The sequence below is a fragment of the Microbacterium xerophyticum genome (genome assembly GCF_053543555.1).
Window position 1 is genome coordinate 217,267 of record NZ_JBLVOB010000003.1, and the last position, 25,966, is coordinate 243,232.

Below are 25,966 nucleotides of genomic sequence, written 5' to 3' on the forward strand. Positions count from 1 at the left end.
GCATCCGCCGCGGAGGCATGCATCCGCGCGACTCGAACGGGGGATCTCCTCAGCTCAGTTCGATCACCGACCACGACAGCGGAGGCAGTGTCGCGCGGACCGCGCCGTCGACGACCTCAGCGGCGGTCAGCGGCACCATGCGCACGGCATCAGGGCTGGTCTCGAGGTTCGCCGTGTGGCGATCCCCGGCCTCAGGGACGGTCAACGTCTCGGCGTTCGTGACGCGAAGATCGCCCAGCCCGCGCAGATCGATGGTGAGGTCGTTCGACTCCTCCAGTGAACGGTTCGCCACGAAGACGACCAGTCGCCCTGTCTCCTCGTCCCAGGTCGCCGCGGCGTCGACCGCGTCGACGTCTCCGTAGCGCTTCGTGCTGATCTGCGACGACGAGACCGCCAGACGAAGGATCTGCCCGGTGGCGAGGCGCGCCATCCGCTCGAAGGGCCAGAACGTCGACTGCCGCCAGGCTGCCCCGCCCTCCTCGGATCGGATCGGCGCGATGACGTTGACCAGCTGCGCCTGGTTGGCGATACGCACGCGGTCGCCGTGGCGCAGCAGGCTGTTGAGGAAGGTTCCCACGACGACGGCATCCGTCACGGAGTAGGTGTCCTCGATCAGGCGGGGGTGCGTGCGCCACGACTTCGACACCTGATGCGGCTGGTCCTCGGTGTCGAGTCCCGACTGGTACCAGACGTTCCACTCGTCGAACGAGATGTCGACCTGCTTCGTGTGCTTGCCCGCGGCCTTCACGGCGTCGATCGTCGCGACCACGCCCTCGATGAAGGCATCCATCTCGACGGCCTCGGCGAGGAACGACTCGGCGTCGCCGTCGTGCTCCTGGTAGTACGCGTGCATCGAGATGTAGTCGACCTCGTCGTAGGCGTGCGTGAGCACGGTGTGCTCCCACGTGCCGAATGTCGGCATCTGCCTGTTCGACGACCCGACCGCGACGAGCTCGATCGAGTCATCGACGAGCTTCATCGCCTTCGCCGTCTCCTGCGCGAGACGCCCGTACTCCGCGGCCGTCTTGTGCCCGATCTGCCACGGGCCGTCGAGCTCGTTGCCCAGGCACCACAGCTTGATGTCGAACGGATCGGCTGCGCCGTTCTTGCGGCGCAGGTCCGACCAGTACGTGCCGCCGGGGTGGTTGGCGTACTCCACGAGAGCACGCGCCTCCTCGACGCCGCGCGTGCCCAGGTTGATGGCCTCCATGATCTCGACGTCGGCCTCGCGCGCCCAGTCCACGAACTCGTGCAGGCCGAACGCGTTGGTCTCGATCGTGTGCCAGGCGCCGTCGATGCGCGTCGGGCGGTCAGCCGCAGGCCCGACGCCGTCCTCCCACAGGTAGCCGGAGACGAAATTGCCACCGGGATAGCGGATGACCGTCGGGCCCATCTCCTTGACGAGCGAGAGCACGTCCTTGCGGAAGCCGCGCTCGTCGGCCATCGGATGGCCCGGCTCGTAGATGCCGGTGTACACGCAGCGGCCCATGTGCTCGACGAACGAGCCGAAGAGCCTGCGCGGCACGTCGGCGATCGTGTAGTCGCGGTCGATGGTGATACGGGCGTGGGACATTGCTCTCCTTGTTTCTGGCTGGATGCCGGGTGGTGACGGACTACTGACCGCCGAAGCCGCTGGTCGCGACTCCCTTGACGATCTGCTTCTGGAAGATGATGAACACGATGATGAGCGGGAGGGCGGCGAGCACCGCCTGCGCCATGACCTGCGCGTACTGCACGCCGTAGGCGCTGATCACGGTCTGAAGACCCACCGGCAGCGTCATCAGGGTGGTGTCGTTGATGACCAGGAACGGCCACAGGAAGTTGTTCCACGCTCCGATGAACACGAAGATCGCCACCGACGCGAGGATCGGACGCGACAGCGGGAGGACGATCGACCAGAAGATTCGGAACCTGCTCGCGCCGTCGACGCGTGCGGCGTCCTCGAGCTCGATGGGGATCGCGTCGAAGAACCGTTTCAGGATGAACACCATCGCCGGCGCGACCACCTGCGGCAGGATGAGGCCCCAATGCGTGTCGATCATGTTGAAGGTCAGCATCTGGTAGAACAGCGGGATGATCAGCACCTGGGGCGGCACGATGATCGACGCGATCACGACGACGAACAGCCACTTGCGTCCGGTGAAGTCCATCCGCGAGAACGCGTAGGCCGCGAGTGCCGAGATCGCCAGTGTGATGAGCGTGATCGCTGCCGAGGTCCACAGGCTGTTGAACGCCCAGGTGTAGACGTTGCCCTGCGAGAGGATCGCGGTGAAGGCCTCGACAGTGGGACCGGCCGCACCGATCCACGAAGGGTCGCCGGATGCGGCATCCGTCTCGGTCTTGAACGCCGTGGCGATCGCCCAGAGGAACGGCAGCAGCCAGCCGATGGCGAGCAGGGCGAGCACCACGAATGCGGTGACGCGCAGCAGCCCGAACGGCTTCTGACCAGGCAGATGCGGGCGACGGCGGCGACGCGCGCCGGGTGCGGTGATCGCCTGGGTGTGAGAGAGAGTGGCGGTGGACATCACAGCTCCTTCCGGCGACGCGAGACCAGGGCCTGCGCGACGCCGATGATGACGATGAGGGCGAAGAACACGTACGAGATGGCGGCCGAGTACCCGAACCGGTAGTTCACGAAGCCGGCTTCGTAGATGTACTGCACGATCGAGCGGGTGGTGTCGCTCGCGACGCCGCCGAGCATCTGATACGCCTGATCGAACAGCTTCAGCGAGGCGAGGATCTGCAGGATGAGGATGAGCACGGTGGCCGGTCCCAGTTGCGGCAACGTGATCGACCAGAACTGACGCCAGGGTCCCGCACCGTCGAGCGACGCCGCCTCGTACTGCTGCGGCGGGATGTTCTGCATGGCCGCGAGGTAGAGCAGGAAGTTGAATCCGACCGTCCACCACACAGTCGCGATCACGATCGACAGCATGTTCGTGTCCGGATTCTGCAGCCAGGCGAGCGGCTCGAGACCGAGGGCCTTGAGGATGTTGTTCGCCGCGCCGATCTGCGGGTTGAAGATCCACACCCAGATCTGCGAGATCACGGTGGATGCCAGCAGGTAGGGCATGAAGAACGACAGTCGCCAGAGCCACTGGCCGGGCAGGCCCCGGTCGACGAGCGCCGCCATGAGCAGCGCGATCACGACGAGCGGCACTGTGGAGAGCAGCGTGAACCAGACGGTGTTCCACATCGACTGCCACATCACGGGATCCGTCAGGGCCTCGCCGTAGTTGGCGAAGCCGACGAACGACCCACCGGCCCCGGTCAGGGACTGGTCGGTGAAGCTGAGGTAGATGCCGTGCACGATCGGCCACACGAGGAACAGTGCGAATGCGATGAGGAACGGGGCGAGGAACGCCCAGCTGATGAGCTGCTCACGATTGCGGCTGCCCGCGCGGCGGGCAGGGACGGCGGATGCGGCGGAGCCGGTGACGATCGTACGGGTGGCGGCGCCGGATGCGGTGGCAGAGGTCGTCATGGCTTCCACGTCCCTTCGGGGTCGGCCGGATTCGGTTGAGTGAGTATGGTGTTCACGCGCGCCTCGAAGCGGTCTATCGCCGCGGCGGGGTCGTCCCCGCTGAGCAGCACGCCCTGCACAGCGGCGCCGAAGTCCTCCTGCACGCTGGAGCCCGATCCGGTGAACCACGCCGACGGGTCGTAGACGACGTGCTCCGCGGCCTCGGCGTAGTTCGCCTGGGGGATCAGTTCGGCGTACTCCGGGGATTCGGTGACCGGCAGGAATGCCGGGATGTGCCCTGCTTCGGCCCAGCCGAACGAGCCCTTCAGCACATCGGCCACGAACTGGTAGGTCAGCTCGCGCTTGGCCTCGTCGGCGTTCGCCTGGTGGGGGAGGACGAACGAGTGGGAGTCGGCGTACACGGCCGGGGTGCCGTAGAGGGTCGGGATCATCGCGGCATCGAACGGGATGCCCGCGTTCTGCATCGTGCGCAGCTCCCAGACGCCGGTGAAGAGCATGCCGCTCTTGCCGGTGGCGAACTCGGCGATCGCCGATCCGTAGTCGTTCTGGGCCGCGGCGATCTCGCCGTCGAGCAGGGATTGCATGAAGGTGAGCGACTCGACAGCGGCATCCTTGTCGATCACGGCCTTGCCGCCGAGGGGGAGCTCCATGGCGAGACCGTGCTGCGCGTAGAGGCCGTAGAACAGTCGCCACATCTGGGCGCCGTCACCGAGGTACCCGTACGACAGCGCGTGCCCTTCGGCTGAGCCGCTGACAGCGCGGAGCTGGTCGACGAACTCCTCGGGAGAGCTCGTCTCCCGTAGGCGACCGTCGGTGTCGAGCACTCCCGCCGCATCGCAGACATCGGTGTTGAACATCATGACGAACGGATGGGCATCGAGCGCGACGCTGAAGAGCCTGTCGCCGACGAAGCCCTTCTCCCAGATCGGGGCGGGGAAGGTGCTCTTGTCGACACCGAGATCCGCGAGTCGATCGAGATCCCAATCGTCGAGGAGGCCGCCCGGCGCCCATCCGTTGACGCGGGTGGCGTGCATGATCGCGACGTCCGGAGCGCGCCCACCGGCACCCGCCATGGCGAGCTTCGTGTAGTACGGCGTTCCCCAGGCGAGCACGGTCGGGCGGATGCGATATGCGCCCTGCGCGCCGTTGACTCCGTCGAGCAGGGACGACATCGTGACGCCGTCACCGCCGCTCAGAAGATGCCAGAACTGCAGGGTCTGAGTGCTGTCGCCGATCGCGGAACCGGGAGCGCACCCTGCGAGCAGGGCTGCGCCGGCGGCCAGCGAACTGGCGGTGAGGAATTGTCGGCGGGACAGATCGAGCGGGGGTGTCATCGTCACTCCTTCGTGACCGGGGGTTGGCGTCTACATGATTACATCGCAGTAATCAGGATGCAAGGACACGCCGAAGATCGGTGGCGCGGCCCGCTCAGCCGCGGTCGGCCGGCGAAGGCCGTGCGGTGCTCGCGCGTTCGACGACGCGGTGCGCGAGCGTGCGCGATCGCGGCGCGGCCGATCGATCGACCATCCTCGACTCGAGCAGATCGAGAACGGCATCCGCGAACGCGCCGCGATCGAAGGCGACGGTCGTGAGGGAGGGCGAGGTGAACTCCGAGATCTCGACGTCGTCGAAGCCGGTCATCATCACGTCCTCCGGCACGCGGATGCCGTGCTCGTGGAGGGCATGCAGTGCGCCGACGGCCAGTGAGTCCGTGAACGCCACGACGGCGTCGAACGCGACATCGCGGGACAGCAGTTCGCGCGCACCGTCGGCACCGGATGCCATCGACCACGGCAGGCGATTGACCTCCAGACGCGGATCGCGGGGGATCCCGACCTCCCGGAGGGCGTCGTGCACACCTTCCAGGCGGAGCCGACTGGTGGCGGTCGCGAACGATGCGTCATCGTCGCCGCCGATCACCGCGATCCGCTCGGCGCCGCGCGAGAGCAGGTGGCGAGTGGCATCCGCGGCGGCGAGCCGGCTGTCGATGCGCACATGATCGGCCCGATTCTGCTCCACCTCGCCGATCACGACCAGGGGTGGCAACCGGTCCGCATAGCGGATGACGCTGTCCTCGAGGCGGATCGGGTTGAGGATCAGGCCGTCGATCAGATGCGAGCGGGCGCGTGCGAGCAGTTCTCGCTCGCGCTCCGGCGTCGCGGCGGTCTCCTCGATCTGCACGGCGAGCCCCCGGCCGTGGGCGGCATCGACGATCCGATGCAGCAGCTCGGCCGAGTACGCGGTGGCGAGATCGGGAAGGGCGAGGGCGATGGTGCCCGAGCGTCCGCTGCGCAGCCCTCTGGCGTTGAGGTTGGGGACGAAGTCGAGCTTCTGCATCGCGGCCTCGACGCGGGTCCTGGTCTCTTCGCGGACGGGAACCGCGCCTGTCACGACGTTGGACACCGTCTTCTGCGAGACGCCCGCAAGGGCTGCGACGTCCTTCATCGTCGCGGGGGGCGGCGCCGGCGATGTCATGCCGCAAGCTTAGTCGCGACGCTCGCATTCTCCTGGATTACCACGATGTAATCCATTCAGATGGAGTGGAGCGCGAAGCATCCGCCCGCTGCGCACGCCGTACACTCGTCCGCGTGACCGAGTCGAGCAGCTCCCAGGCGCGGGTGCGTGCTGTCGGCGTCCGTGACGTCGCCGCGCTCGCCGGGGTCTCCAGGCAGACCGTCTCGCGGGTGCTCAACGATCATCCCGATGTCGCTGCAGACACGAAAGCGCGCGTCGAACAGGCGATGGTCGAGCTCGGGTACCGACTGAACAACGCAGCCAGGGCACTCGGCACCCGCCGCTCGCGCACGCTCGGGGTGCTGGCCTCCGATGCGCTGCAGTACGGGCCGTCCCGCAGCATCGCGGCGATCGAGAACGCGGCCCGTGCGGCGGGGTACTGGGTGAGCGCAGCATTCGCCGACGCGGGCGACGACGAGTCGGTCGTCTCCGCGCTCGAGCACCTCGTCACGCAGGGTGTGGAAGGCATCGTCGTCGTCGCCCCGCACGCTCGCACCCTCCACGCCCTCGACATCCTGCCCGTCGGTGTGCCGGTGCTCACACTGCACTCCGCCGGTCGTGGGACGCGGGGGCTCTCGGTCGATCAAGCCGCCGGTGCGCGTCTGGCCGTCGCAGCGCTGGCGGATGCCGGGCACCGGCGCATCGCGCACCTCGCCGGCCCCGCCGACTGGCTGGAGGCCGAGTCCAGGGCCGAGGGGTATGCGGCGGAGCTGGCCCATCGTGCGCTCGAGCCGGCCCTCGTGGTGGCGGGGGATTGGACCGCGCGCTCCGGCTACGAGGCCGCGCGTGCCGTGCTGACTTCCGATTCCACTGCGGTGTTCGCGGCCAATGATCAGATGGCGCTCGGCCTCCTCGGCGGGCTGCACGAGAACGGAGCCTCCGTACCGGCCGACGTCAGCGTCGTGGGCTTCGACGACATCCCGGACGCCGCGTACTACTGGCCGAAGCTCACAACGGTGCGACAGGACTTCGAAGAACTCGCCCGTCGTGCTGTCGCCGTGCTGACCGGACGGTCGGATGCCGCGGCATCCGACCTCGCGCCCGTCGCCCCCGTCCTCATCGCGCGCGAGTCCGTCGCACCGCCGCTCGCGTAGCCGAGCCCGGACGCCGCGCGCCCCATCGCCGGAGCTCTGGGGCCAACTGCCCGCATAACTCCGGAGAAGCGTCGCTCGTCGCAGTCTTTAGGGTGCCCGATCCGCGTGATTCCGCGGTTGCGCTCGTGCGGGTGGCGAAAACCTCCGGAGTTGTGCAGGGGTCAGTGCCGTCATCCGAGCGGTCAGCCCACCTTGACGGCTGCCTCTGCCGCTCCCTAGGCTGACTGTGACCGGTCACAGCCCTGATCAACGAGGAACCCGTGAGCAACGACGCACCCGCATTCACCCCCGAGGTCGAAGCCTCCATCGCCGCCATCCGAACCGACGTCGCCGCACTGCATGGCGAGCTCGTCCGAGGCGGACTCGTCGTGTGGACCGGCGGCAACGTCTCCGGCCGGGTTCCCGGCGCCGATCTGTTCGTGATCAAGCCGGCCGGCGTGAGCTACGACGACCTCGCCCCCGAGAACATGATCCTGTGCGACCTCGACGGCGTCGTGGTCCCCGGCAGCGAGGGCAGTGAACGAGCGCCTTCCAGCGACACCGCCGCTCACGCCTACGTGTACCGGCACATGCCCGACGTCGGCGGCGTGGTGCACACGCACTCGACGTTCGCGGTCGCCTGGGCAGCGCGCGGCGAGGAGATCCCCTGCGTCATCACCGCGATGGCCGACGAGTTCGGCGGCCCGATCCCGGTCGGCCCCTTCGCGATCATCGGCGACGATTCGATCGGCCGCGGCGTCGTGGAGACGCTCAGCGGCCACCGCTCGCGCGCGGTGCTGATGCAGAACCACGGGCCCTTCACGATCGGCGTGAACGCCAAGGACGCCGTGAAGGCCGCGGTCATGGTGGAGGACGTCGCCCGCACCGTGCACTACGCCCGCGAGGCGGGCCCGCTGATCCCGATCCCGCAGGACGCGATCGACAGTCTCTATGACCGCTACCAGAACGTGTACGGCCAGAGCGGAGACACCCGGCGATGAGTGCCCGTGACGACATCCTCGAGGGGCGCACCAGCCTCGGCATCGAACTCGGCTCCACGCGTATCAAGGCGTGCCTGATCGGAAGCGATGCCACCGAGGTGCTCGCGACAGGATCGTTCGCGTGGGAGAACCGCCTCGAGGGAGGGCTCTGGACCTACGCACTGGACGAGGTCTGGCAGGGGCTGCAGACGGCATTCGCCGACCTCATCGCCGATGCCGAGACGCAGCACGGCGTACGACCCGAGACCTTCGGCGCCATCGGCATCTCGGCGATGATGCACGGCTATCTCGCCTTCGATGCTGCGGGCGAGCTTCTCGTGCCGTTTCGCACCTGGCGCAACACCAGCACCGGTGTCGCGGCCGCCGAGCTCACCGGGCTGCTCGGCGTGAACATCCCGCTGCGCTGGTCGATCGCGCACCTGCACCAGGCGGTGATCGATGAGGAGCCGCACGTGCCGCAGCTCGACTTCGTCACGACGCTCGCCGGCTACGTGCACAGCGCGCTCACGGGCGAGCGGGTGCTCGGCGTCGGCGACGCGTCCGGCATGTTCCCGATCGACTCCGCGACCTGCGACTACGACGCGGGGATGCTGGACGCCTGCTCGGTCCTCGCCGCCGACCGTCTGCCCGCACCCCTCAGCGAGCTGTTCCCCCGAGTGCTGCCCGCAGGTGCCCCGGCCGGCACTCTGACCGCAGCGGGGGCGGCACTGCTGGATCCGACGGGCGCTCTGCGCCCCGGCATCCCGCTCTGTCCGCCGGAGGGCGATGCGGGAACAGGCATGGTCGCGACCAATTCGGTGGCTCAGCGCACCGGCAACGTGTCGGCCGGCACGAGCATCTTCGCGATGGTCGTGCTCGAGCGACCGCTCACGAGCGTGCACCACGAACTCGACCTCGTGACGACCCCGGCCGGTGACGCCGTCGCCATGGTGCACTGCAACAACGGCGCGAGCGAACTCGCTGCCTGGGCTGGGCTGTTCACGCGCTTCTCGGCAGCCGCAGGGCAGCCCCTCGACGAGGACGCGGTCTTCGACGCGCTGCTGCGTGAGGCGCTCGAGGGCGAAGCGGATGCCGGTGGCCTGCTGGCGTACAACCATCTCGCCGGCGAGCCGATCGCCGGTCTCGATCAGGGCCGGCCGCTGTTCGTGCGCACGCCCGGCAGCGACTTCTCGCTCGCGAACTTCATGCGCGCGCAGGTGTACGGCGTGTTCGGCACGCTGGCGCTGGGCATGCAGGTGCTCGAGGCGGAGGGCGTGGTCATCGACCGCATGTTCGCGCACGGTGGCATGTTCCGCACCGCAGGCGTCGCGCAGCGCTTCCTCGCCGGTGCTCTCGGTGCGCCGGTCGCGGTCGGTGAACTCGCTTCCGAGGGTGGCGCCTGGGGCATCGCCGTGCTGGCGTCGTATCTCGCGCACGCCGATGACGTGAGTCTGGGCGTCTACCTCGACGAGCGGGTGTTCGCCGCGGCGTCCCTCTCCACTGTCGCCCCCGACCCTGCGGATGCCGTCGGGTTCTTCACCTACCTCGCCCGCTATCGCGCCGGGCTCGCCATCGAGTCGGCCGCTGTCGACTCCCTCTGATCTCAAAGGACACGCCATGTCACTGACCACCTCCCTCGACGCCTACGAGGTCTGGTTCCTCACCGGAAGTCAGCACCTGTACGGTCCTGAGACGCTCGCGCAGGTCGCCGAGCAGTCGCGCGGGATCGCCGAGACGCTGGATGCCGCATCCGACGTTCCCGTCCGCATCGTATGGAAGCCGGTGCTGACCGACTCCGCCGCGATCAAGCGCATCGCGCTCGAGGCCAATGCCGACGACCGCGTCATCGGACTCGTCGCGTGGATGCACACCTTCAGCCCCGCCAAGATGTGGATCGCGGGCCTCGATGCCCTGCAGAAGCCGCTGGCGCACCTGCACACGCAGGCGAACGTCGAGCTGCCGTGGGCCGACATCGACTTCGACTTCATGAACCTGAACCAGGCGGCGCACGGCGACCGCGAGTTCGGATACATCCAGACCCGCCTCGGTGTGCCGCGCAAGACCGTCGTCGGCCACGCCAGCGACCCGCGCGTGCAGCGGGAGATCGGCACCTGGCAGCGCGCTGCCGCCGGGCTCGCGGCATCTCGCAGCCTGAAGCTCGCCCGCTTCGGCGACAACATGCGCTTCGTCGCGGTCACCGAGGGCGACAAGACCGAGGCAGAGCTGCGGTTCGGCGTGGAGGTCAACACCTGGGGCGTGAACGACCTGGCGGATGCTGTCGCCGCGGCATCCGCGTCGGCCATCGACGCGCTCGTCGCCGAGTACGAGGAGCTCTACGAGGTCGTGCCTGAGCTGCGCAAGGGTGGCGAGCGGCACCGGTCGCTGCGCGACGGAGCAGCGATCGAGATCGGGCTGCGGTCGTTCCTGGAAGAGGGCGGGTTCGGCGCCTTCACCACGTCGTTCGAAGACCTCGGCGACCTGAAGCAGCTGCCGGGTCTCGCCGTGCAGCGGCTCATGGCCGAGGGGTACGGCTTCGGCGCGGAGGGCGACTGGAAGACGGCAGTGCTCGTGCGCATCGCGAACGTGATGGGTGCAGGACTCCCCGGCGGTGCCAGCCTCATGGAGGACTACACCTACGACATGACTCCCGGCGACGAGCTCATCCTCGGCGCGCACATGCTCGAGGTGTCGCCGTCGCTGACCACCGCGAAGCCCACGCTCGAGATCCACCCGCTCGGCATCGGCGGCAAGGACGACCCGGTGCGCCTGGTCTTCACGGCCGACCCCGGCCCCGCCGTCGTCGTGGCGATGAGCGACATGCGCGACCGCTTCCGCCTCACCGCGAACGTGGTCGAGAACGTCGAGCCGCGCGCCGCTCTCCCGAACCTCCCCGTCGGCCGTGCCGTCTGGAAGCCCGCACCCGACTTCAACACCAGCGCCGCGGGCTGGCTGACCGCGGGCGCCGCGCACCACACGGTCATGTCGACCGCCGTCGGGCTCGAGGCGTTCCGCGACTTCGCCGAGATGGCGGAGGTCGAACTGCTCGTGATCGACGACGACACCACGCTGCCCGAGTTCCAGAAGCAGGTGCGCTGGAACCAGGCCTACTACCGCCTGGCGCAGGGCCTGTGAACCGGCCCGCTATCGTCGAGGACATGAGCGCTTCCCTCCCCGCATCCGGTCGTCAGCTGCGGATCTCCGCCCACGGCTACGAGGCGGTCATCGCCAGTGTCGGCGCGACGCTGCGGATGCTGCAGCACGACGGCCGCGACCTCATCGTGCCGTTCGACGCCGATGAGGTGCGCCCCGCGTACCGTGGAGCGACGCTCGCTCCGTGGCCGAATCGCGTCGTCGACGGGAGCTACTCGTTCGGCGGCCGGGCGCACCAGCTCGCGCTCACCGAGCCCGCCCGCGGACACGCGCTGCATGGGCTGCTGGCGTGGACCGAGTTCGCCGACCGCGTGGTGGAAGACGACCGCGTCGTGCTGGAAGCCGTGATCGAACCTCAGCTCGGGTATCCGTTCCGCGTCGAGGTCGCCGTGGAGTTCCGTCTCGATTCAGACGGTCTGAATCAGACCGCCACCGCCCGCAACCTCGGGACGGATGCGGCGCCCTGGGGCACCGGTCCGCATCCGTATCTGGTCGGTGGCGAAGGACGGGTCGATGACTGGACTCTCCAGCTCCCGGCATCCGAGGTGCTCACCGTCACGGCCGATCGGCTGAGCCCGGTCGCTGTGGAGTCGGTGGATGCGCATCCGGAATGGGACTTCCGCACCCCGCGCGTGATCGGCGACGTGTTCATCGATCACGCCTTCACCGAACTCGACCGCACCGACGGATTCGCCGAGGTGCGCGTCGTGGCGGCGGACGGACGCGGCGTCGCACTGCGCTGGGACGAGAGCTGCCCGTGGGTGCAGGTGCACACCGCCGACCTTCCGACGGATGCGGCGAACAGCCGGATCGGTCTGGCCGTCGAGCCGATGACGTGCCCACCGGACGCCTTCAACTCGACCGTCGACCTGATCGTGCTGGATGCGGGCGCCGAAGCCGCCGCATCCTGGCGCTTCCGCGCGATCTGATCACGCACCTCCCATGGGCATTTCTGCCCACGGGGGGCCCGTCGCGTTGGCAATACGATGGGAGCCGTGACGAATGACACTCCGGAGAACTCCCCGCCCACCCCGACGAACGTGCCGGAGTCGGTGAGCGACACGGCCGCGGGTCAGCACGGCTTCGACGGAATGTTCTCTTCGGATGCGGGCTCGACGGATGCGGGAGCCGTGCCTGCGCCGACGCCCGAACCCGCGCCGACGCCCGCACCGATGCCGGAGCCCGCGCCTGCGCCCGCACCGACGCCCGAACCCGCGCCCGCTGCCGGTGGGCACGAGCTCCCTGGGGCGGGTCATTCCACCGACCCGGAGGCGATCCCCGCGCCCCATGCGGCGCCGGTGTACGACCCGAACGCGCCGGTGTACCCGGGGAATGCTCCGGTGTACGACCCGAACGCTCCGGTGTACCCGGGGAACGCTCCCGTGTACGACCCGAACGCACCACAGGCGTATACCGCCGGCGGATACCCCACCAGCGCTTATCCGGTCGCGCCGGCCGCGCCGCGCAAGCCCATGTCGAAGGGGCTGCTGTTCGGCATCATCGGTGGAGCGGCGGTGCTCGTGCTGCTGGTCGCCGCAGCGATCATCGTGCCTGGTCTGCTGCGCGGGGCCGCCCCGACGGCATCCGAAGCAGTCGAGGAGTACCTGACGGCGTTGTCGGAAGGCGACGCCGAGACGGCGCTCACGTTCGTCGAGACGTACGCGGATGACAGTCTGCTCACCGACGAGGTGCTCGGTGCATCGCTGGAGCTCGCCCCGATCACCGACATCGTCGTGGAGGAGTCAGAGGATGCCAGCGAGTACGAGGCGACGGTCTCGGCGTCCTTCGCGGTCGGAGGCGAGACGATCGAACGCGAATTCACCGCGTACAGCTCGTCCGACGACGGATGGGTGATCAGCGACGGCCTGGTCATGGCGACGCTGTCGAACTTCGACGGTCTCGGGCTGACGGTGAACGGGGTCGAGCCCGCCGACCCGTCGACCTCGCTCTTCCCCGGTGCCTACCAGCTGGCGCTCGGCTACGAGCAGTTCGCGCTCGATTCCGACACCGACACGTTCACGCTGACGACGGACGACGACAGCGAGCTGTTCTGGGACATCTACCCGGTGCTCACCGATGACGGCGCAGCGACGTTCCGGTCGCTCGTGCGTGCGGCCATCGAGGAATGCGTGGCGATGAAGACGCTCACGACGCCCTGCGGCATGGACATCACCGAGATCGACCTCAGCGGCCACACACCGGTCGACGGCTCGGTGACCAGGACGATCACGAGCGACGGCATGGCGACGCTCGACAGCATGGTGCCGGAGGTCGACTACTCCACGCCCACTCTGGTCTCGACGTACGACACCCCCGATGTGGAGATGACGCTCCAGGGCACGAAGGACGGCCAGACCTCGGAGTTCGAGGTCTGGTTCGGCGGCTACATGGACACGCCGTCGGTCGACTTCGCCCAGGAGACCCCGACCGTCACCTGGGACTGACCCCGACTCCGAAGCACAAGTGCGGCATCCAGCGAGATGCCGCACTTGCGCCATTCGAGCAGTTCGTGAGTCAGCCGAGCGCCGTCACCAGCGCCGCAGCGACGGATGCCGATGACTGCGGGTTCTGCCCGGTGATCAGCAGCCCGTCCACGACTGTGTGATCACTCCACGGCGCCGCGACCTCGACGTCAGCGCCGAGCTCGCGCAGCGACGTCTCGAGCAGGAACGGTGCGCGGTCGGCCAGGCCGCCGATGCGCTCCTCCTCATCCGAGAAGCCGGTGATCCGGCGTCCGGCCAGGAGGGGCCTGCCCGTGGAGGTGCGCGCCGGCAGCAGCGCCGCGAGTCCGTGGCACACCGCGGCGAGGGGACGCCCGGCCGCGACGGTGGCGGCGATCAGTCGAGCGGAGTCGGCGTCCACGGCGAGGTCCTGCATCGGTCCGTGGCCGCCGGGGTAGTACACCGCGTCGAACGCGAGGGGATCCACGTCGGCGAGCACGAGAGGCGTCCGGAGCGCGGTGATGCGCGCGATCGCCTCGGCATCCCCTTCGGCGAGGCTGCCTGCGTCGGCGATCGGCGCGACGCCGCCGGGTGTCGCGAAGGCGATGTCGTGGCCGGCTTCGGTGAGCAGGGCGTACGGCGCGAGCAGCTCTTCCGCCCAGAAGCCGGTGGCGTGCGCCGTGCCGTCGGAAAGGGTCCAGGTGCGAGCGCCGGTGACGACGAAGAGGACGGTGGACATGTGGACTCCAAAGGGTCTGACGGCTATGCCGTGGGTTGCGGACACCGATGTCAACGGTCGTTGCAGATGGGTGATTCCGATAGATTCTCGATATGAGCGATCGAAATTCCGATGGATTGCAGAGCCTCGACCGATGGCGGGTGTTTCTTGCGGCCTATCGTTCGAGTTCGGTCTCGGCAGCCGCACGGGTGCTCGGTCTCGCACAGTCGTCCGTCACCGCGCAGCTGCAGTCCCTGGAGCGCAGCGTCGGAGAACCGCTGTTCGTGCGTCGCGCCCGCGGCATCCGCCCGACCGCCAGTGCCGACGAACTCGCCGCCCGTCTCTCCGGTCCGCTCGATGCACTGGCGGAGGCCCTGGGCGCGCAGCCGGCCGTCGATGCTCCACGAGTGCGCCTGGGTGGAGCGGCGGAGTTCCTCGCCCGGGTCGCCCTCCCCGCCCTCGCACCGGCGATCGCCGACGGGCTCCGTCTTGAAGCGACCGACGGTCTCGCCGAGGACCTGCTGGAGCAGCTCAGGGTCGGCAGCCTCGATGTGGTGATCTCGGCGGTGCGGCCGCGCGGCCGTGCACTTCCGACGGCTGCGCTGTGCGATGAGGAGTTCGTCCTCGTCGCATCGCCGTCCCTGGGGATCGAACCCTCCGCGGGCCTGCGTCCCTCGGACATCGATGCCCGGCCGCTGCTCTCCTACGCGCGTGACGTCCCGATCCTGCGGCGCTACTGGCGGCACGTGTTCGGCGTCCGTCTGGAGCGCGAACCTCAGTTGATCGCGCCCGACCTCCGCGCTCTGGCCGCGGCTGCGACCGCCGGGGCGGGAGTGACGGTGCTGCCGACGTATCTGATCGCAGAAGAACTGGGGCAAGGGCGGCTCGTCGTACTGCGCGAGACCGACGACCCGCCGATCAACACCTTGCACCTGGTGCGTCGGCCTGGTCGTCTCGATGAGGGCGTCGCGATCGTCGAGCGCGCGCTGCGCACCGCGGTCGAGGGGGTCTGAAGGTTCAGCGTGCGAGCCAGCCCCGCAGGGCACGGGTGACCCAGGGGAGCACCCAGTAGGTCATGATCGGCGTGAGCACGAGCGTCGTCGCGAGCACCCGCAGCCAGAGCGGCAGTTCGCCCCAACCAGGCACCGGCGTCATCGCGAGGCTGAAGAGCAGGTTGACGGGGAAGAAGCCGAGCCAGATCGTCACCGCCTGCTTCCACCGCGGCGGTGCGGGCGGTGCATCGTCGGCGGCGACGGCATCCGGAACGCTGATCGAACCGGTCGCCGGTTCGTCGAACCAGCCCTCGATCCCTGTGCGTCTGCGCGAATGCTCGCTGCGCACGAATCCCTCGCCCATCGATAGCCACCAGGTGCGCTCGGGGGACTGCTCCCACGCCTCGAGCGTCTCGACACTCGCGAACCGGTAGAGCATGTGCCAGAGCTGCGAATCCTCGCCGGCGCGCACCCACCCGGAGCCCAGGAAACCCGGGTGCTTGTTCGCGAGATTGACGCCGGTCTGCACCCACGCGGTCGCCTCGGAGATGCGTGCGGGGTCCACCTCGCGGCGGATGGAGACGGTGATCGGAACGCTGGACATGGTGGGCCCCTCGGAGATGAAGCGTGCTTGTGGCGGATCCGAGTGTATGCGGGCTTTGTTTCGTGTTTGCTTCGAGCCGCTGGGCGACGTCGCCGAGCGGCACGGCCCGGACGGAGAAGACCCCCGCCGACCCGATTCGGCGGGGGTCTCGGGAGCTCTGCTCACCGTCGCGCGGAAAGTCCTGACTACCCGTTCCGGTCTGAGTTCTTCCGCGCACCTGCAGTTGTACGTGTCGAAGGTGACCGGATGGTGAACGGGCATCGAACGTGCGACGTCGACATCGCCGGCCCTTCCGCAGAGGCTGGAGGAGGAATGCTTGGGCGCCCTAGTAAATATACGGAGACCAGAGTAATCTGTTCATCGTGCCAACGACGGCGCGAAGGGACATCGCATAATGACTCGTACCATCCCCCATTTCGTAGGCGGATCGCTTCTCACGCCCAAGGACGGACGCTTCGGTGACGTCTACGACCCCAGCGAGGGCACCGTGCAGGCGCATGTGCCGCTGGCGTCGGCAGAAGAAGTGCGTCGTGTGATCGACGACGCCGAGGCCGCGCAGCCGGCGTGGGCGGCGACCAACCCGCAGAAGCGGGCACGAGTGCTGCTGCGCTTCCTCGATCTCGTGCAGAAGAACATGACCGAGCTCGCGACGCTGCTCTCCAGTGAGCACGGCAAGACGCTGGATGACGCCAAGGGCGACATCCCGCGCGGTCTCGAAGTGATCGAGTTCGCCGCCGGCGCACCGCACCTGCTCAAGGGCGAGTACTCCACCGAGGCGGGCACTGGCATCGACGTCTACTCGATGCGTCAGCCCCTCGGCGTCGTGGCCGGGATCACCCCGTTCAACTTCCCCGCGATGATCCCGCTGTGGAAGGCCGGCCCGGCCATCGCCGCCGGCAACGCCTTCGTCCTCAAGCCCAGCGAGCGCGACCCGTCGGTGCCGGTGCGCCTCGCAGAGCTGTTCCTCGAGGCGGGACTGCCCGCCGGCATCTTCAACGTCGTCCACGGCGACAAGGAGGCCGTCGACACTCTGCTGACGGATCCGCGCATCCAGGCCGTGGGGTTCGTGGGATCGACGCCGATCGCCGAGTACATCTACTCGACGGCGACCGCCCACGGCAAGCGGGCGCAGTGCTTCGGCGGGGCCAAGAACCACATGATCGTGATGCCGGATGCCGATCTCGATCAGGTCGTTGATGCGCTGATGGGCTCCGGCTACGGTTCGGCGGGGGAGCGCTGCATGGCGATCTCAGTCGCCGTTCCCGTCGGCGAAGAGACGGCCGACGCTCTCGCCGCGAAGCTCGCGGAACGCGTCGGCCGGCTGCGCGTCGGGCCGGCACTAGCCGAGGACGTCGACTACGGTCCGCTCGTGGCGCTCTCCGCTGTGGAGCGCGTGGAGGGCTACATCCAGCAGGGCATCGAAGCCGGCGCGACGCTGCTCGCCGACGGGCGAGGGCTCACCGTGGACGGACACGAGAACGGCTTCTACCTCGGACCCACCCTGTTCGACCACGTCACCACCGACATGTCGATCTACCGCGAGGAGATATTCGGACCCGTGCTCGTGATCGCCCGCGCCGCCGACTACGAAGAGGCGCTCGCCATGGCATCCGATCACGAGTTCGGCAACGGCGTAGCGATCTTCACACGCGACGGCGACGCCGCCCGCGACTTCACCGCTCGAGTGAACGTCGGGATGGTCGGCGTGAACGTGCCGATCCCCGTTCCGATCGCGTACTTCACGTTCGGCGGCTGGAAGCGCAGCGGCTTCGGCGACCTCAACCAGCACGGCGCCGACGCGTTCCGCTTCTACACGAAGACCAAGACGGTGACGAGCCGCTGGCCGGCGCACGGTGTGCGCGACGGGGCGAGCTTCGTCATCCCGACCATGCACTGAGACCGACCCGACGATGACCGACCACATCAACGATCTGCCCACAAGGCGAGAGGATCCCCGATGACGATGATCACCACAACCACCGAAGAGCGCGCGGCCATCCTGCACGCGGTTCGCGAGTTCGCAGAGACCGAGCTGGCGCCGTACGCCGCCGAGTGGGACGAGAACCACGTGTTCCCGCGCGAGGCGCTGCAGCATGCCGGCGAACTCGGTCTCGGCGGCATCTACGCCGACGAGGAGTTCGGCGGAACCGGTCTCGCTCGGGTGGACACCGTCGCGATCTTCGAAGAGCTCGCGAAGGGCGACCCGGCGGTGGCGGCATACATCTCCATCCACAACATGGTGGTGTGGATGCTCGACACCTACGGGTCTGATGCGCAGCGTGCGCAGTGGCTGCCGGAACTCACCGCCATGACGGGATTCGGCGCCTACTGCCTGACCGAGCCCGGTGCCGGCTCGGATGCCGCCGCCATCGCGACGAGCGCGATCCGGGACGGCGAGGAGTACGTGCTGACCGGCGTCAAGCAGTTCATCTCCGGCGCCGGAGAGGCGGCCGTCTACGTCGTGATGGCGCGCACCGGAGAGGCGGGTGCCCGCGGCATCTCCGCGTTCCTGGTCCCCGGTGACGCGGAGGGCCTGTCCTTCGGCGCGCCGGAGAAGAAGATGGGCTGGCATGCCCAGCCGACGCGGCAGGTGATCCTCGATGAGGTGCGGGTACCGGCATCCGCTCTGCTCGGCGCGGAGGGGCAGGGCTTCGCGATCGCGATGTCCGCGCTCAACGGCGGCCGTCTCAACATCGCGGCATGCTCGCTCGGCGGTGCGCGCTGGGCTCTGGACCAGGCGCGGCGCTACGTGCACGAGAGGTTCACGTTTGGCGAGGCGCTCGCCGAGAAGCAGAGCATCGTGTTCGCGATCGCAGACATGGAGACCGAGCTGCACGCGGCGAGGCTCATGGTGCAGGACGGTGCGCGCGCCGTCGATGAGCACGCTGCCGATGCGACAGTGCGATGCGCGATGGCCAAGCGCTTCGCGACGGATGCCGGATTCCGCGTCGCCAATGATGCCCTTCAGCTGCACGGCGGCTACGGGTACCTTCAGGACTACGGGATCGAGAAGGTCGTGCGGGACCTGCGGGTGCATCAGATCCTGGAAGGGACGAACGAGATCATGCGCATGATCGTCGGACGTGACGCGCTCAAGGCGGCGTCATGAAGATCGCATTCCTCGGCCTCGGTCACATGGGGCTGCCGATGGCCCGCAACCTGCAGGCCGCCGGCCATGACATCGCCGGATTCGACGTGATGCCGGCCGCGCGAGAGGCCGCGGTGGCAGCCGGTGTGCCGCTCGCCGAGTCGGGTCCGGATGCCGCGACCGATGCGGATGTCGTCATCACGATGTTCCCGGCCGGCACGCATGTGATCGAGGCGTACGAGGGCGGGCTGCTGGCCGCCGCGCGACCGGGAACGCTGTTCATCGAGTCGTCCACGATCGCGGTGGACGAGGCGCAGGCCGCCCACGCACTGGCGATCGCCGCCGGCCACCGCAACGTCGATGCGCCCGTCTCCGGCGGAGTGGTCGGAGCCGAGAACGCGACGCTCGCGTTCATGGTCGGAGCATCCGATGACGACTTCGCCGCGGCCCGCCCGCTGCTCGAGGCGATGGGCAAGCGCATCGTGCACTGCGGCGGGCCGGGGCTCGGGCAGGCGGCCAAGGTCTGCAACAACATGATCCTCGCCGTCTCGCAGATCGTGGTGGGAGAGGCGTTCGTGCTGGGGGAGCGGCTCGGGCTCTCGCACGATGCCCTGTACGACGTGGCGGCGAACGCATCGGGGCAGTGCTGGGCGCTCACGACCAACTGCCCCGTGCCGGGGCCGGTTCCGACGAGCCCGGCGAACCGCGACTACCAGCCTGGGTTCGCCGGTGCCCTCATGGCGAAGGATCTCGGGCTCGCCCTGCAGGCGATCGAACAGACCTCGACGGATGCGCGGATGGGGCGCCTTGCACAGGAGATCTATGCCGCGTTCGCCGCGGGCTCCGGGGGAGGACGGGACTTCTCCGGCATCATCACCGACATCCGCGACGGGCAGGTGTGATGATCGTCAGTGACGTCGTCCCACCACTGAGGAGCCATCGATGACCGAGTACGAGACGATCCTGGTCGAGCAGCGCGGGCGCGTGGGGTGGATCACCCTGAACCGTCCGCAGGCGCTGAACGCATTGAACTCTCGACTGTCGCAGGAGGTCACTGCCGCCGCCGTGGCGTTCGACGGGGATGAGGGCGTCGGTGCGATCGTCGTCACCGGCTCGGAGAAGGCGTTCGCTGCCGGCGCCGACATCAAGGAGATGGAGTCGATGTCGGCCGCCGACATGCGCGCGACCGATCACTTCGGCGAGTGGAGCGACTTCGCGGCCGTCCGCACTCCGGTGATCGCCGCCGTGAGCGGTTTCGCCCTCGGCGGCGGATGCGAGCTCGCGATGATGTGCGACATCATCCTCGCCTCCGACAATGCGAAGTTCGGTCAGCCGGAGATCAACCTCGGGGTGATCCCCGGCATGGGCGGAACGCAGCGGCTGATCCGCGCGGTCGGCTACTACAAGGCCGCCGAGCTCATCCTCTCCGGACGCATGATGGGTGCAGAGGAAGCAGAGCGTGCGGGTCTCGTGTCACGGGTGGTGCCGGCATCCGATCTGCTCGCCGAGGCGACGACGCTCGCAGAGACGATCGCGTCGAAGGGGCTGCCTTCGCTCTACGCGGCGAAAGCCGCGCTGGATGCCGCGATGGAGACGACGCTCGCCGACGGCCTCGCGCACGAGAAGCAGGCGTTCGCCGCGCTGTTCGACACCGCGGACCAGAAGGAGGGCATGTCGGCCTTCCGGGAGAAGCGGGCGCCGAACTTCACCAACCAGTAGGCGTGCGTACCTGCGGCCATCCGTAGCCTGTGTCACTCGCCGTCACTCACCGAGCGCGTCGATGATCTTTTGCAGGCGGCGGCTGCGGGTCTCCTCGGCCTTCGCCTCGTCGATCTGACGCGCCATCTCCTTGCGCTTGGACGGCGGCAGGTTCTCGAATGCCGCCCTGATGGCGGGGTCGGCATCCAGTGCCAGGGCGAGAGCCGGGGGGATCTCGATGACGCGCTCCGCGGTGTCAGGGCTGATCGTCACCTCGATCTCCTCGTCGATCTCGACGCCGGCTTCGACGCGCGCCGCCTTGCTGAATCCGATGAAATTCTGCCCGCCCATGCGGGACAGGCGAAGGCGGATGCTGCGATCGCCGAAGTCGACCACCACGGGAAACGCCCTGCCCGCGCCCAGGGATGCGACCTGTTCGTCGGTGAGCACGATGGCTGCGGCGGGTCCGTGACCTTCGAGCACGGTCTTCAGATGCAACTCGGTCATGGCGACAGGCTACAACTGCGCGGCTCAGCTTTCGAGGGATGCCTGCAGCACCGCGCCGCGCTCGTCGATGAGGCGGCGCATGTACTCGCGCATGAACAGTCGGTCGACGAGCGCGCCGATCGGGCCGAACGGTGAACGGAAGTCGATCGTGTCGCGCATGAGCGTGCCATCGGGGTGCTCCTCGAAGACGTGCTCGTGGTGGAACTCGGCGAAGGGGCCCTTCGTCTGCCGATCGCGGAACCGGTGCGGCGGTGCGATGTCGAACACGATCGAGGTGAGGTGGAACGGCACGCCGAAGTGGCGCGCACGCCAGGTCACTTCGGAGCCTTCGGTGAACGTCCCGCCCTCGGGACCGCTGACCATCGTCTCGCCGTACCGGGCCATGGACTCCACGTGCAGCGCGGGATCGATCGCGGCGGCGAAGACCTCGGCAGGCGTCGCGCGGATGACGCGCTCGAGGGTGAACCGCGCCATCAGGCGTGCGTCGTCACAGCGGATCCGGCTGCGGACGCGGCTCGGTGAAGTCGCCCGCGTTCTTGCGCAGGCGTGCGACGATCGCGACGAGATCCGCGGCATCGGCCGAGCTCATCCCCGGGCGGCTGAACACCTCGTCGTTGAGCGCAGTGGTGGCGCGTTCGACGAGTGCACGACCGTCGTCGGTGAGGGCCAGCATCGCCGCGCGTCCGTCATGCGGGTGCGGTTCGCGCCGGATCAGGCCGTCGCGCACGAGCCGCTCCGCCGTGCTCGTCACCGTCGTGGCGTGCACCTGAAGGCGGGCGACGACGCTGGAGAGCGGCAGCCTGCCCGCGCGGCTGAAGGCGAGCAATCGCAGGACTTCGAAGCGTGCGAACGAGAGGCCGAACGGCTTCAACGCGGCATCGACGCGCGAGAGCAGCAGCTGCTGCGCCCGCATCACCGAGGTGACCACGGTCATGCCGTCGGCGGCATCCGTCCACCCGTGCGCCAGCCACTGCCGCTTCGCCTCGGCGAGCGGATCGGTGGGAAGGGGACGGGGGAGGGCCACGGTTCCACCGTATCGGCAGAACCGGCGATCAGTCGTGATCTCCGGTGTGAATCTGAGTATCAATGAACATTGAAACTCGATTCCATCGGCCATGCTGACTAGAATCGGTCTTGTCGTGAGGAGCGTTCGATGAAGATCTTCGTCTTGGTCAAAGAGGTGCCGGACACCTACGGCGATCGCAAGCTGAATCTCGAGACCGGCTTGGCTGATCGTGCGGCCGGGGATGTGGTCCTGGATGAGATCACCGAGCGTGCGCTGGAAGTCGCGCTGTCGTACGCCGACAAGAACGACGGCACCGAGGTGGTCGCCCTCGCGATGGCTCCGGAGTCGTCGACCGCGTCGATCCGTCGCGCGCTCGCGATCGGCGCGGCATCCGCGGTGCATGTCGTCGACGAGCAGCTCGCCGGTGCTGACCTCGGACTGACTGCGGAGGCGCTGGCTGCGGCCGTTCGTCGTGGCGAACCCGATCTGGTGATCACGGGCAACCTCTCGACCGACGGCTCGGGCGGCGTGATCCCTGCCATGCTCGCCGAGCATCTCGGGTTCGCGCAGGCGACCGCGCTGAATGCGGTGGAGATCACGGCTGATGGTGTCACGGGTACGCGTGCTGCGGATGATGGCAACCAGTCGGTGACGGTGAAGTTCCCTGCGGTGATCTCGATCACCGAGGCGCTGCCGGATGCGCGATTCCCGAATTTCAAGGGCATCATGGCGGCGAAGAAGAAGCCGCTCGAGGTGCTCTCCCTCGACGACCTCGGCGTCTCGGCCGACCCTGGCGCTGCGCCGCGCACGATCATGACCACGGTCTCCGAGAAGCCCCCGCGCGCGGCGGGCGTGAAGATCACCGATGAGGGCGACGCCGGTGCGAAGCTGGTCGAGTACCTCGTGCAGAACAGGCTGGTGTGATGATGAGCTACCCCGACAACGCGATCCTCGTGCTCGTCGACGTGACCCCTGCGGGCGACGCGGCCAGTTCGACCGCGGCGCTGATCGGTGCGGCATCGACGATCGGGTCTCCGGTCGCTTTGGTGCCCGGCGGATCCCAGAGCGCAGTGGATGCCGCGGCTGCGGCCGGCGCGACCGTCGTGCTGACGGCGGATGCGGATGCCGGATCGCTCACGGTTCCATTGGTCGACGGCCTGCAGGCGGCGTACCGGCAGGTGCGGCCGGATGCGGTGCTCGTGTCGAACTCGATCGCCGGTCGTGATATCGCCGGTCGTCTGGCGGTGCGCGAGAAGCTCGCGCTGTCCGTGGACGCGATCGGGGTCTCACGAGACGACGAGGGCATCGTCGCACACCATTCCGTGTACGGCGGTGCGTACCTCGTGGACTCCGCGCCGACCTTCGGCGCGCCGGTCATCACGGTGCGTCAGGGGGCTGTCGATGCTCGTGCCGAGGCCGTCGCATCCCCGACCGTCGAGGCGCTCGAGGTGACGGCATCCGGTGCCGCCGCGGCGCAGGCGGGGGCGGTCGAGGTCGTCGAGGCGGAGTCGTCCCGGCCCGAGCTGCGTGGCGCGACGAAGGTCGTCTCCGGTGGCCGTGGCCTGGGGTCGAAGGAGCAGTTCGTGCTCGTCGAGCAGCTCGCCGACGCGCTCGGCGCGGCGATCGGCGCCTCGCGTGCCGCGGTCGACGCCGGGTACATCCCCTACGCGCATCAGGTCGGTCAGACCGGTGTGTCGGTGTCGCCGCAGCTGTATGTCGCGGTCGGCATCTCCGGTGCGATCCAGCACCGTGCAGGCATGCAGACGGCGAAGAACATCGTCGCCATCAACAAGGATCCCGAGGCCCCCATCTTCGACGTCGCCGACTTCGGCATCGTCGGTGACCTGTTCAAGATCGTGCCGCAGGTGGTCGAGGCCCTCGAAGCACGGAAGAAGTAACCATGGCGACGCGGATGCTCAGGCGCGGCCTGCCGCGCGTGGCCGGTGGCGAGCCCTGGCCTCCCGCAGGCGACGTCGAGGTCGTCACCGACATCGCTGCGCCCGTCGAGGCACCCCCAGAGGCCGCGTCCTCACCCATCCGCGACACTTCTCAGCAAGCGCTACATCGATCGATGGCGCGGATGCCAGAACCTGATGCGGATGCGGATGCGGATGCGGATGCGGATGCGGATGCGGATGCGACGCAGGATGCGGCGGCATCCGCCTCTGGCTCACACACGGCGTTGCGCCGTGGCCTGCCCCGCACGCCCGGCGGCGAGCCTTGGCCGGCCGTGACCGCCGCGACGACCGCACCACCTGTCCGCGATACGTCTGAGCAGTCGCTGCATCGATCGATGGCGCGCGTGCCGGATTCTGTAGCGGAAGCGTCGACCGAGTCGGTTCCGACCGCTGATGAGGCTCCGGCCACAACCGCAACTGCCACGCCGACCACCGAGGCGACCGGCTCCGGCGACGCCCTCCGCCGCGGACTCCCGCGAACGCCGGGTGGCGAGCCGTGGCCCCCAGCCGGCACGACCGCAGTCGTCGCAGCGACCGCTGAGCCCACCGACGCGATCGAGATCGCCGCGCAGGCGCCGAGCCCTTCGGAAGGCGCTCGAATCGGCGAGGCGGCCGCGGTCGACCAGACGGCAGGGACCGGCGATGCGACGCCGTCGACCGCGCTGGCGACGGTAGACGTCAGCTCGCCGTTGCCGTTCCAGCGCACGGTGTTCCCGGGCAAGAACGCGTTCATCCGCCCGGCGCCGAAGCCGGAGCCCACGCGCATCGGCCCGTTCACGAAGGCGCAGTGGGCAGGGGCCGTCATCGTCGGCGGCATCGGCCTTCTCGGTGCCGCGGCGATGGCCGTGTTCTTCGTGCGGTGGCTGCTGAGCCTGTCGGGCATGCAGGACTTCCTGCAGACCTACCCCGGCGAGTACCACCTGCCCGAGGGCGCTCCGGTCGGTTTCCCCGGGTGGCTCGGGTGGCAGCACTTCTTCAACGTGTTCCTGATGGTGCTGATCATCCGCTCGGGTCTCAGCGTGCGACATGACAAGAGGCCCACGGCCTTCTGGACGGCACGCGGCAACAAGAAGAGCAAGATCAGTCTGACGCTCTGGTTCCACCAGTCGCTCGACATCCTCTGGCTCGTCAACGGCATCGTCTTCGTCGTGCTGCTGTTCGTGACAGGGCAGTGGATGCGGGTGATCCCCACGAGCTGGGAAGTCTTCCCGAACGCGCTCTCCGCCGCGTTGCAGTACGTGTCGCTGGACTGGCCGACCGAGAACGGCTGGGTCAACTACAACTCGCTGCAGCAGCTCGCCTACGGCACCACGATCTTCATCGCCGCCCCTCTCGCCGCCATCACGGGTGTGCGGATGAGCGGCATCTGGCCGAAGAACGCGGACAAGCTCAACAAGGCGTACCCGGTCGAGTGGGCGCGTGCGCTGCACTTCCCGGTGATGCTGTACTTCGTCGTGTTCATCGCGATCCACGTGTTCCTCGTGTTCGCGACCGGCGCGCTGCGCAACCTCAACCACATGTACGCCGCGCAGGGCTCGACGGATCCGAACGCCTACGCCGACAACTGGACCGGGTTCTGGTTCTTCGCGGCATCCCTCGTCGTCATCGCCGCAGCATGGGTCGCCGCCAGGCCCCTCGTGCTCGCCCCCATCGCGAAGCTGTTCGGGAACGTATCAGCGCGCTGATCCCCGTGGTCTGTCCGCATGACTCCGGAGGAATCTGCGCAAACCGCGAGAAACGGGCCCCCCCCCGG

24 protein-coding genes are annotated in these 25,966 nt (G+C 68.5%); 14 read left to right on the forward strand and 10 right to left on the reverse strand.

The window, feature by feature from the left end:
* Nucleotides 1–49 precede the first annotated feature (49 nt).
* From arfA to ACNPNP_RS02145, 5 genes are all read right to left on the reverse strand, one after another.
* Nucleotides 50–1,573 (reverse strand): arabinosylfuranosidase ArfA, encoded by a 1,524-nt coding sequence (arfA, locus tag ACNPNP_RS02125; protein WP_448964419.1) that lies wholly within the window; start codon nt 1,571–1,573, stop codon nt 50–52.
* A gap of 40 nt (nt 1,574–1,613) precedes the next feature.
* Complete coding sequence (locus ACNPNP_RS02130) at nt 1,614–2,525, reverse strand: carbohydrate ABC transporter permease (RefSeq protein ID WP_448964420.1); 912 nt, start codon at nt 2,523–2,525, stop codon at nt 1,614–1,616.
* Nucleotides 2,525–3,484 (reverse strand): carbohydrate ABC transporter permease, encoded by a 960-nt coding sequence (locus ACNPNP_RS02135; RefSeq protein WP_448964421.1) that lies wholly within the window; start codon nt 3,482–3,484, stop codon nt 2,525–2,527. The genes ACNPNP_RS02130 and ACNPNP_RS02135 overlap by 1 nt, the downstream gene beginning before the upstream one ends.
* Nucleotides 3,481–4,818, reverse strand: coding sequence for an extracellular solute-binding protein (locus tag ACNPNP_RS02140; RefSeq protein ID WP_448964422.1), 1,338 nt, complete (start codon nt 4,816–4,818; stop codon nt 3,481–3,483). Before ACNPNP_RS02140 ends, ACNPNP_RS02135 begins: the two co-directional genes overlap by 4 nt.
* A 94-nt stretch (nt 4,819–4,912) precedes the next feature.
* A complete protein-coding gene (locus ACNPNP_RS02145; RefSeq protein ID WP_448964423.1) occupies nt 4,913–5,959 on the reverse strand; it encodes a LacI family DNA-binding transcriptional regulator in 1,047 nt (348 codons plus the stop codon).
* A 113-nt stretch (nt 5,960–6,072) separates the two neighbouring features.
* On the opposite strand from ACNPNP_RS02145, the gene ACNPNP_RS02150 reads away from it, so the two are divergent.
* From ACNPNP_RS02150 to ACNPNP_RS02175, 6 genes are all read left to right on the forward strand, one after another.
* Nucleotides 6,073–7,092 carry a LacI family DNA-binding transcriptional regulator gene (locus ACNPNP_RS02150; RefSeq protein WP_448964424.1) on the forward strand — a complete coding sequence of 340 codons (1,020 nt, stop codon included), beginning with the start codon at nt 6,073–6,075 and terminating at the stop codon, nt 7,090–7,092.
* 260 nt (nt 7,093–7,352) lie between these two features.
* Complete coding sequence (locus tag ACNPNP_RS02155) at nt 7,353–8,072, forward strand: L-ribulose-5-phosphate 4-epimerase (protein WP_448964425.1); 720 nt, start codon at nt 7,353–7,355, stop codon at nt 8,070–8,072.
* On the forward strand, nt 8,069–9,652 hold the full coding sequence (locus ACNPNP_RS02160; RefSeq protein WP_448964426.1) for a xylulokinase: 1,584 nt from the start codon (nt 8,069–8,071) through the stop codon (nt 9,650–9,652). The genes ACNPNP_RS02155 and ACNPNP_RS02160 overlap by 4 nt, the downstream gene beginning before the upstream one ends.
* A 16-nt stretch (nt 9,653–9,668) precedes the next feature.
* Nucleotides 9,669–11,183, forward strand: coding sequence for an L-arabinose isomerase (gene araA, locus ACNPNP_RS02165; RefSeq protein WP_448964427.1), 1,515 nt, complete (start codon nt 9,669–9,671; stop codon nt 11,181–11,183).
* Between the two features lie 23 nt (nt 11,184–11,206).
* Nucleotides 11,207–12,130: an aldose 1-epimerase family protein gene (locus ACNPNP_RS02170; protein ID WP_448964428.1), complete on the forward strand. Its 924-nt coding sequence runs from the start codon at nt 11,207–11,209 to the stop codon at nt 12,128–12,130.
* A gap of 66 nt (nt 12,131–12,196) precedes the next feature.
* Complete coding sequence (locus tag ACNPNP_RS02175) at nt 12,197–13,645, forward strand: hypothetical protein (RefSeq protein ID WP_448964429.1); 1,449 nt, start codon at nt 12,197–12,199, stop codon at nt 13,643–13,645.
* A gap of 70 nt (nt 13,646–13,715) precedes the next feature.
* Here the strand turns inward: ACNPNP_RS02175 and ACNPNP_RS02180 are convergent, their stop codons facing one another.
* Nucleotides 13,716–14,381 carry a type 1 glutamine amidotransferase domain-containing protein gene (locus ACNPNP_RS02180; protein ID WP_448964430.1) on the reverse strand — a complete coding sequence of 222 codons (666 nt, stop codon included), beginning with the start codon at nt 14,379–14,381 and terminating at the stop codon, nt 13,716–13,718.
* Between the two features lie 92 nt (nt 14,382–14,473).
* Here ACNPNP_RS02180 and ACNPNP_RS02185 point away from each other — a divergent pair, with 92 nt between their 5' ends.
* Nucleotides 14,474–15,373, forward strand: coding sequence for a LysR family transcriptional regulator (locus ACNPNP_RS02185; RefSeq protein ID WP_448964431.1), 900 nt, complete (start codon nt 14,474–14,476; stop codon nt 15,371–15,373).
* Nucleotides 15,374–15,377: 4 nt separating this feature from the next.
* On the opposite strand, the gene ACNPNP_RS02190 is transcribed toward ACNPNP_RS02185, so the two are convergent.
* The gene (locus tag ACNPNP_RS02190) at nt 15,378–15,956 is read right to left on the reverse strand and encodes an antibiotic biosynthesis monooxygenase (protein ID WP_448964432.1); all 579 of its coding nucleotides are present in this window, start codon (nt 15,954–15,956) and stop codon (nt 15,378–15,380) included.
* Between the two features lie 394 nt (nt 15,957–16,350).
* Between ACNPNP_RS02190 and ACNPNP_RS02195 the strand changes: the two genes are divergently transcribed.
* The 4 genes from ACNPNP_RS02195 (at nt 16,351) to ACNPNP_RS02210 (ending at nt 20,763) form a co-directional block, all read left to right on the forward strand.
* Nucleotides 16,351–17,853, forward strand: a complete 1,503-nt coding sequence (locus ACNPNP_RS02195; protein WP_448964433.1) for a CoA-acylating methylmalonate-semialdehyde dehydrogenase — start codon at nt 16,351–16,353, stop codon at nt 17,851–17,853.
* A 66-nt stretch (nt 17,854–17,919) separates the two neighbouring features.
* Nucleotides 17,920–19,065: an acyl-CoA dehydrogenase family protein gene (locus ACNPNP_RS02200; RefSeq protein WP_448964508.1), complete on the forward strand. Its 1,146-nt coding sequence runs from the start codon at nt 17,920–17,922 to the stop codon at nt 19,063–19,065.
* The gene (mmsB, locus tag ACNPNP_RS02205) at nt 19,062–19,946 is read left to right on the forward strand and encodes a 3-hydroxyisobutyrate dehydrogenase (protein ID WP_448964434.1); all 885 of its coding nucleotides are present in this window, start codon (nt 19,062–19,064) and stop codon (nt 19,944–19,946) included. The genes ACNPNP_RS02200 and mmsB overlap by 4 nt, the downstream gene beginning before the upstream one ends.
* Nucleotides 19,947–19,986: 40 nt before the next feature.
* A complete protein-coding gene (locus tag ACNPNP_RS02210; RefSeq protein WP_448964435.1) occupies nt 19,987–20,763 on the forward strand; it encodes an enoyl-CoA hydratase-related protein in 777 nt (258 codons plus the stop codon).
* A gap of 42 nt (nt 20,764–20,805) precedes the next feature.
* On the opposite strand, the gene ACNPNP_RS02215 is transcribed toward ACNPNP_RS02210, so the two are convergent.
* From ACNPNP_RS02215 to ACNPNP_RS02225, 3 genes are read right to left on the reverse strand one after another with little or no spacing between them, the layout of a single operon-like run.
* Nucleotides 20,806–21,249, reverse strand: a complete 444-nt coding sequence (locus ACNPNP_RS02215; RefSeq protein WP_448964436.1) for a YdeI/OmpD-associated family protein — start codon at nt 21,247–21,249, stop codon at nt 20,806–20,808.
* A 24-nt stretch (nt 21,250–21,273) separates the two neighbouring features.
* Complete coding sequence (locus ACNPNP_RS02220; RefSeq protein ID WP_448964437.1) at nt 21,274–21,723, reverse strand: SRPBCC family protein; 450 nt, start codon at nt 21,721–21,723, stop codon at nt 21,274–21,276.
* Nucleotides 21,724–21,736: 13 nt separating this feature from the next.
* Nucleotides 21,737–22,273, reverse strand: coding sequence for a MarR family winged helix-turn-helix transcriptional regulator (locus tag ACNPNP_RS02225; protein ID WP_448964438.1), 537 nt, complete (start codon nt 22,271–22,273; stop codon nt 21,737–21,739).
* 129 nt (nt 22,274–22,402) lie between these two features.
* Between ACNPNP_RS02225 and ACNPNP_RS02230 the strand changes: the two genes are divergently transcribed.
* Genes ACNPNP_RS02230 through ACNPNP_RS02240 form a run of 3 tightly spaced genes read left to right on the forward strand, consistent with a single transcriptional unit; the run spans nt 22,403 to nt 25,898 of the window.
* Nucleotides 22,403–23,179, forward strand: coding sequence for an electron transfer flavoprotein subunit beta/FixA family protein (locus tag ACNPNP_RS02230; RefSeq protein ID WP_448964439.1), 777 nt, complete (start codon nt 22,403–22,405; stop codon nt 23,177–23,179).
* Nucleotides 23,179–24,153, forward strand: coding sequence for an electron transfer flavoprotein subunit alpha/FixB family protein (locus ACNPNP_RS02235; protein WP_448964440.1), 975 nt, complete (start codon nt 23,179–23,181; stop codon nt 24,151–24,153). The genes ACNPNP_RS02230 and ACNPNP_RS02235 overlap by 1 nt, the downstream gene beginning before the upstream one ends.
* A 2-nt stretch (nt 24,154–24,155) precedes the next feature.
* Nucleotides 24,156–25,898 carry a cytochrome b/b6 domain-containing protein gene (locus tag ACNPNP_RS02240; RefSeq protein WP_448964441.1) on the forward strand — a complete coding sequence of 581 codons (1,743 nt, stop codon included), beginning with the start codon at nt 24,156–24,158 and terminating at the stop codon, nt 25,896–25,898.
* The last annotated feature ends 68 nt before the right edge of the window (nt 25,899–25,966 follow it).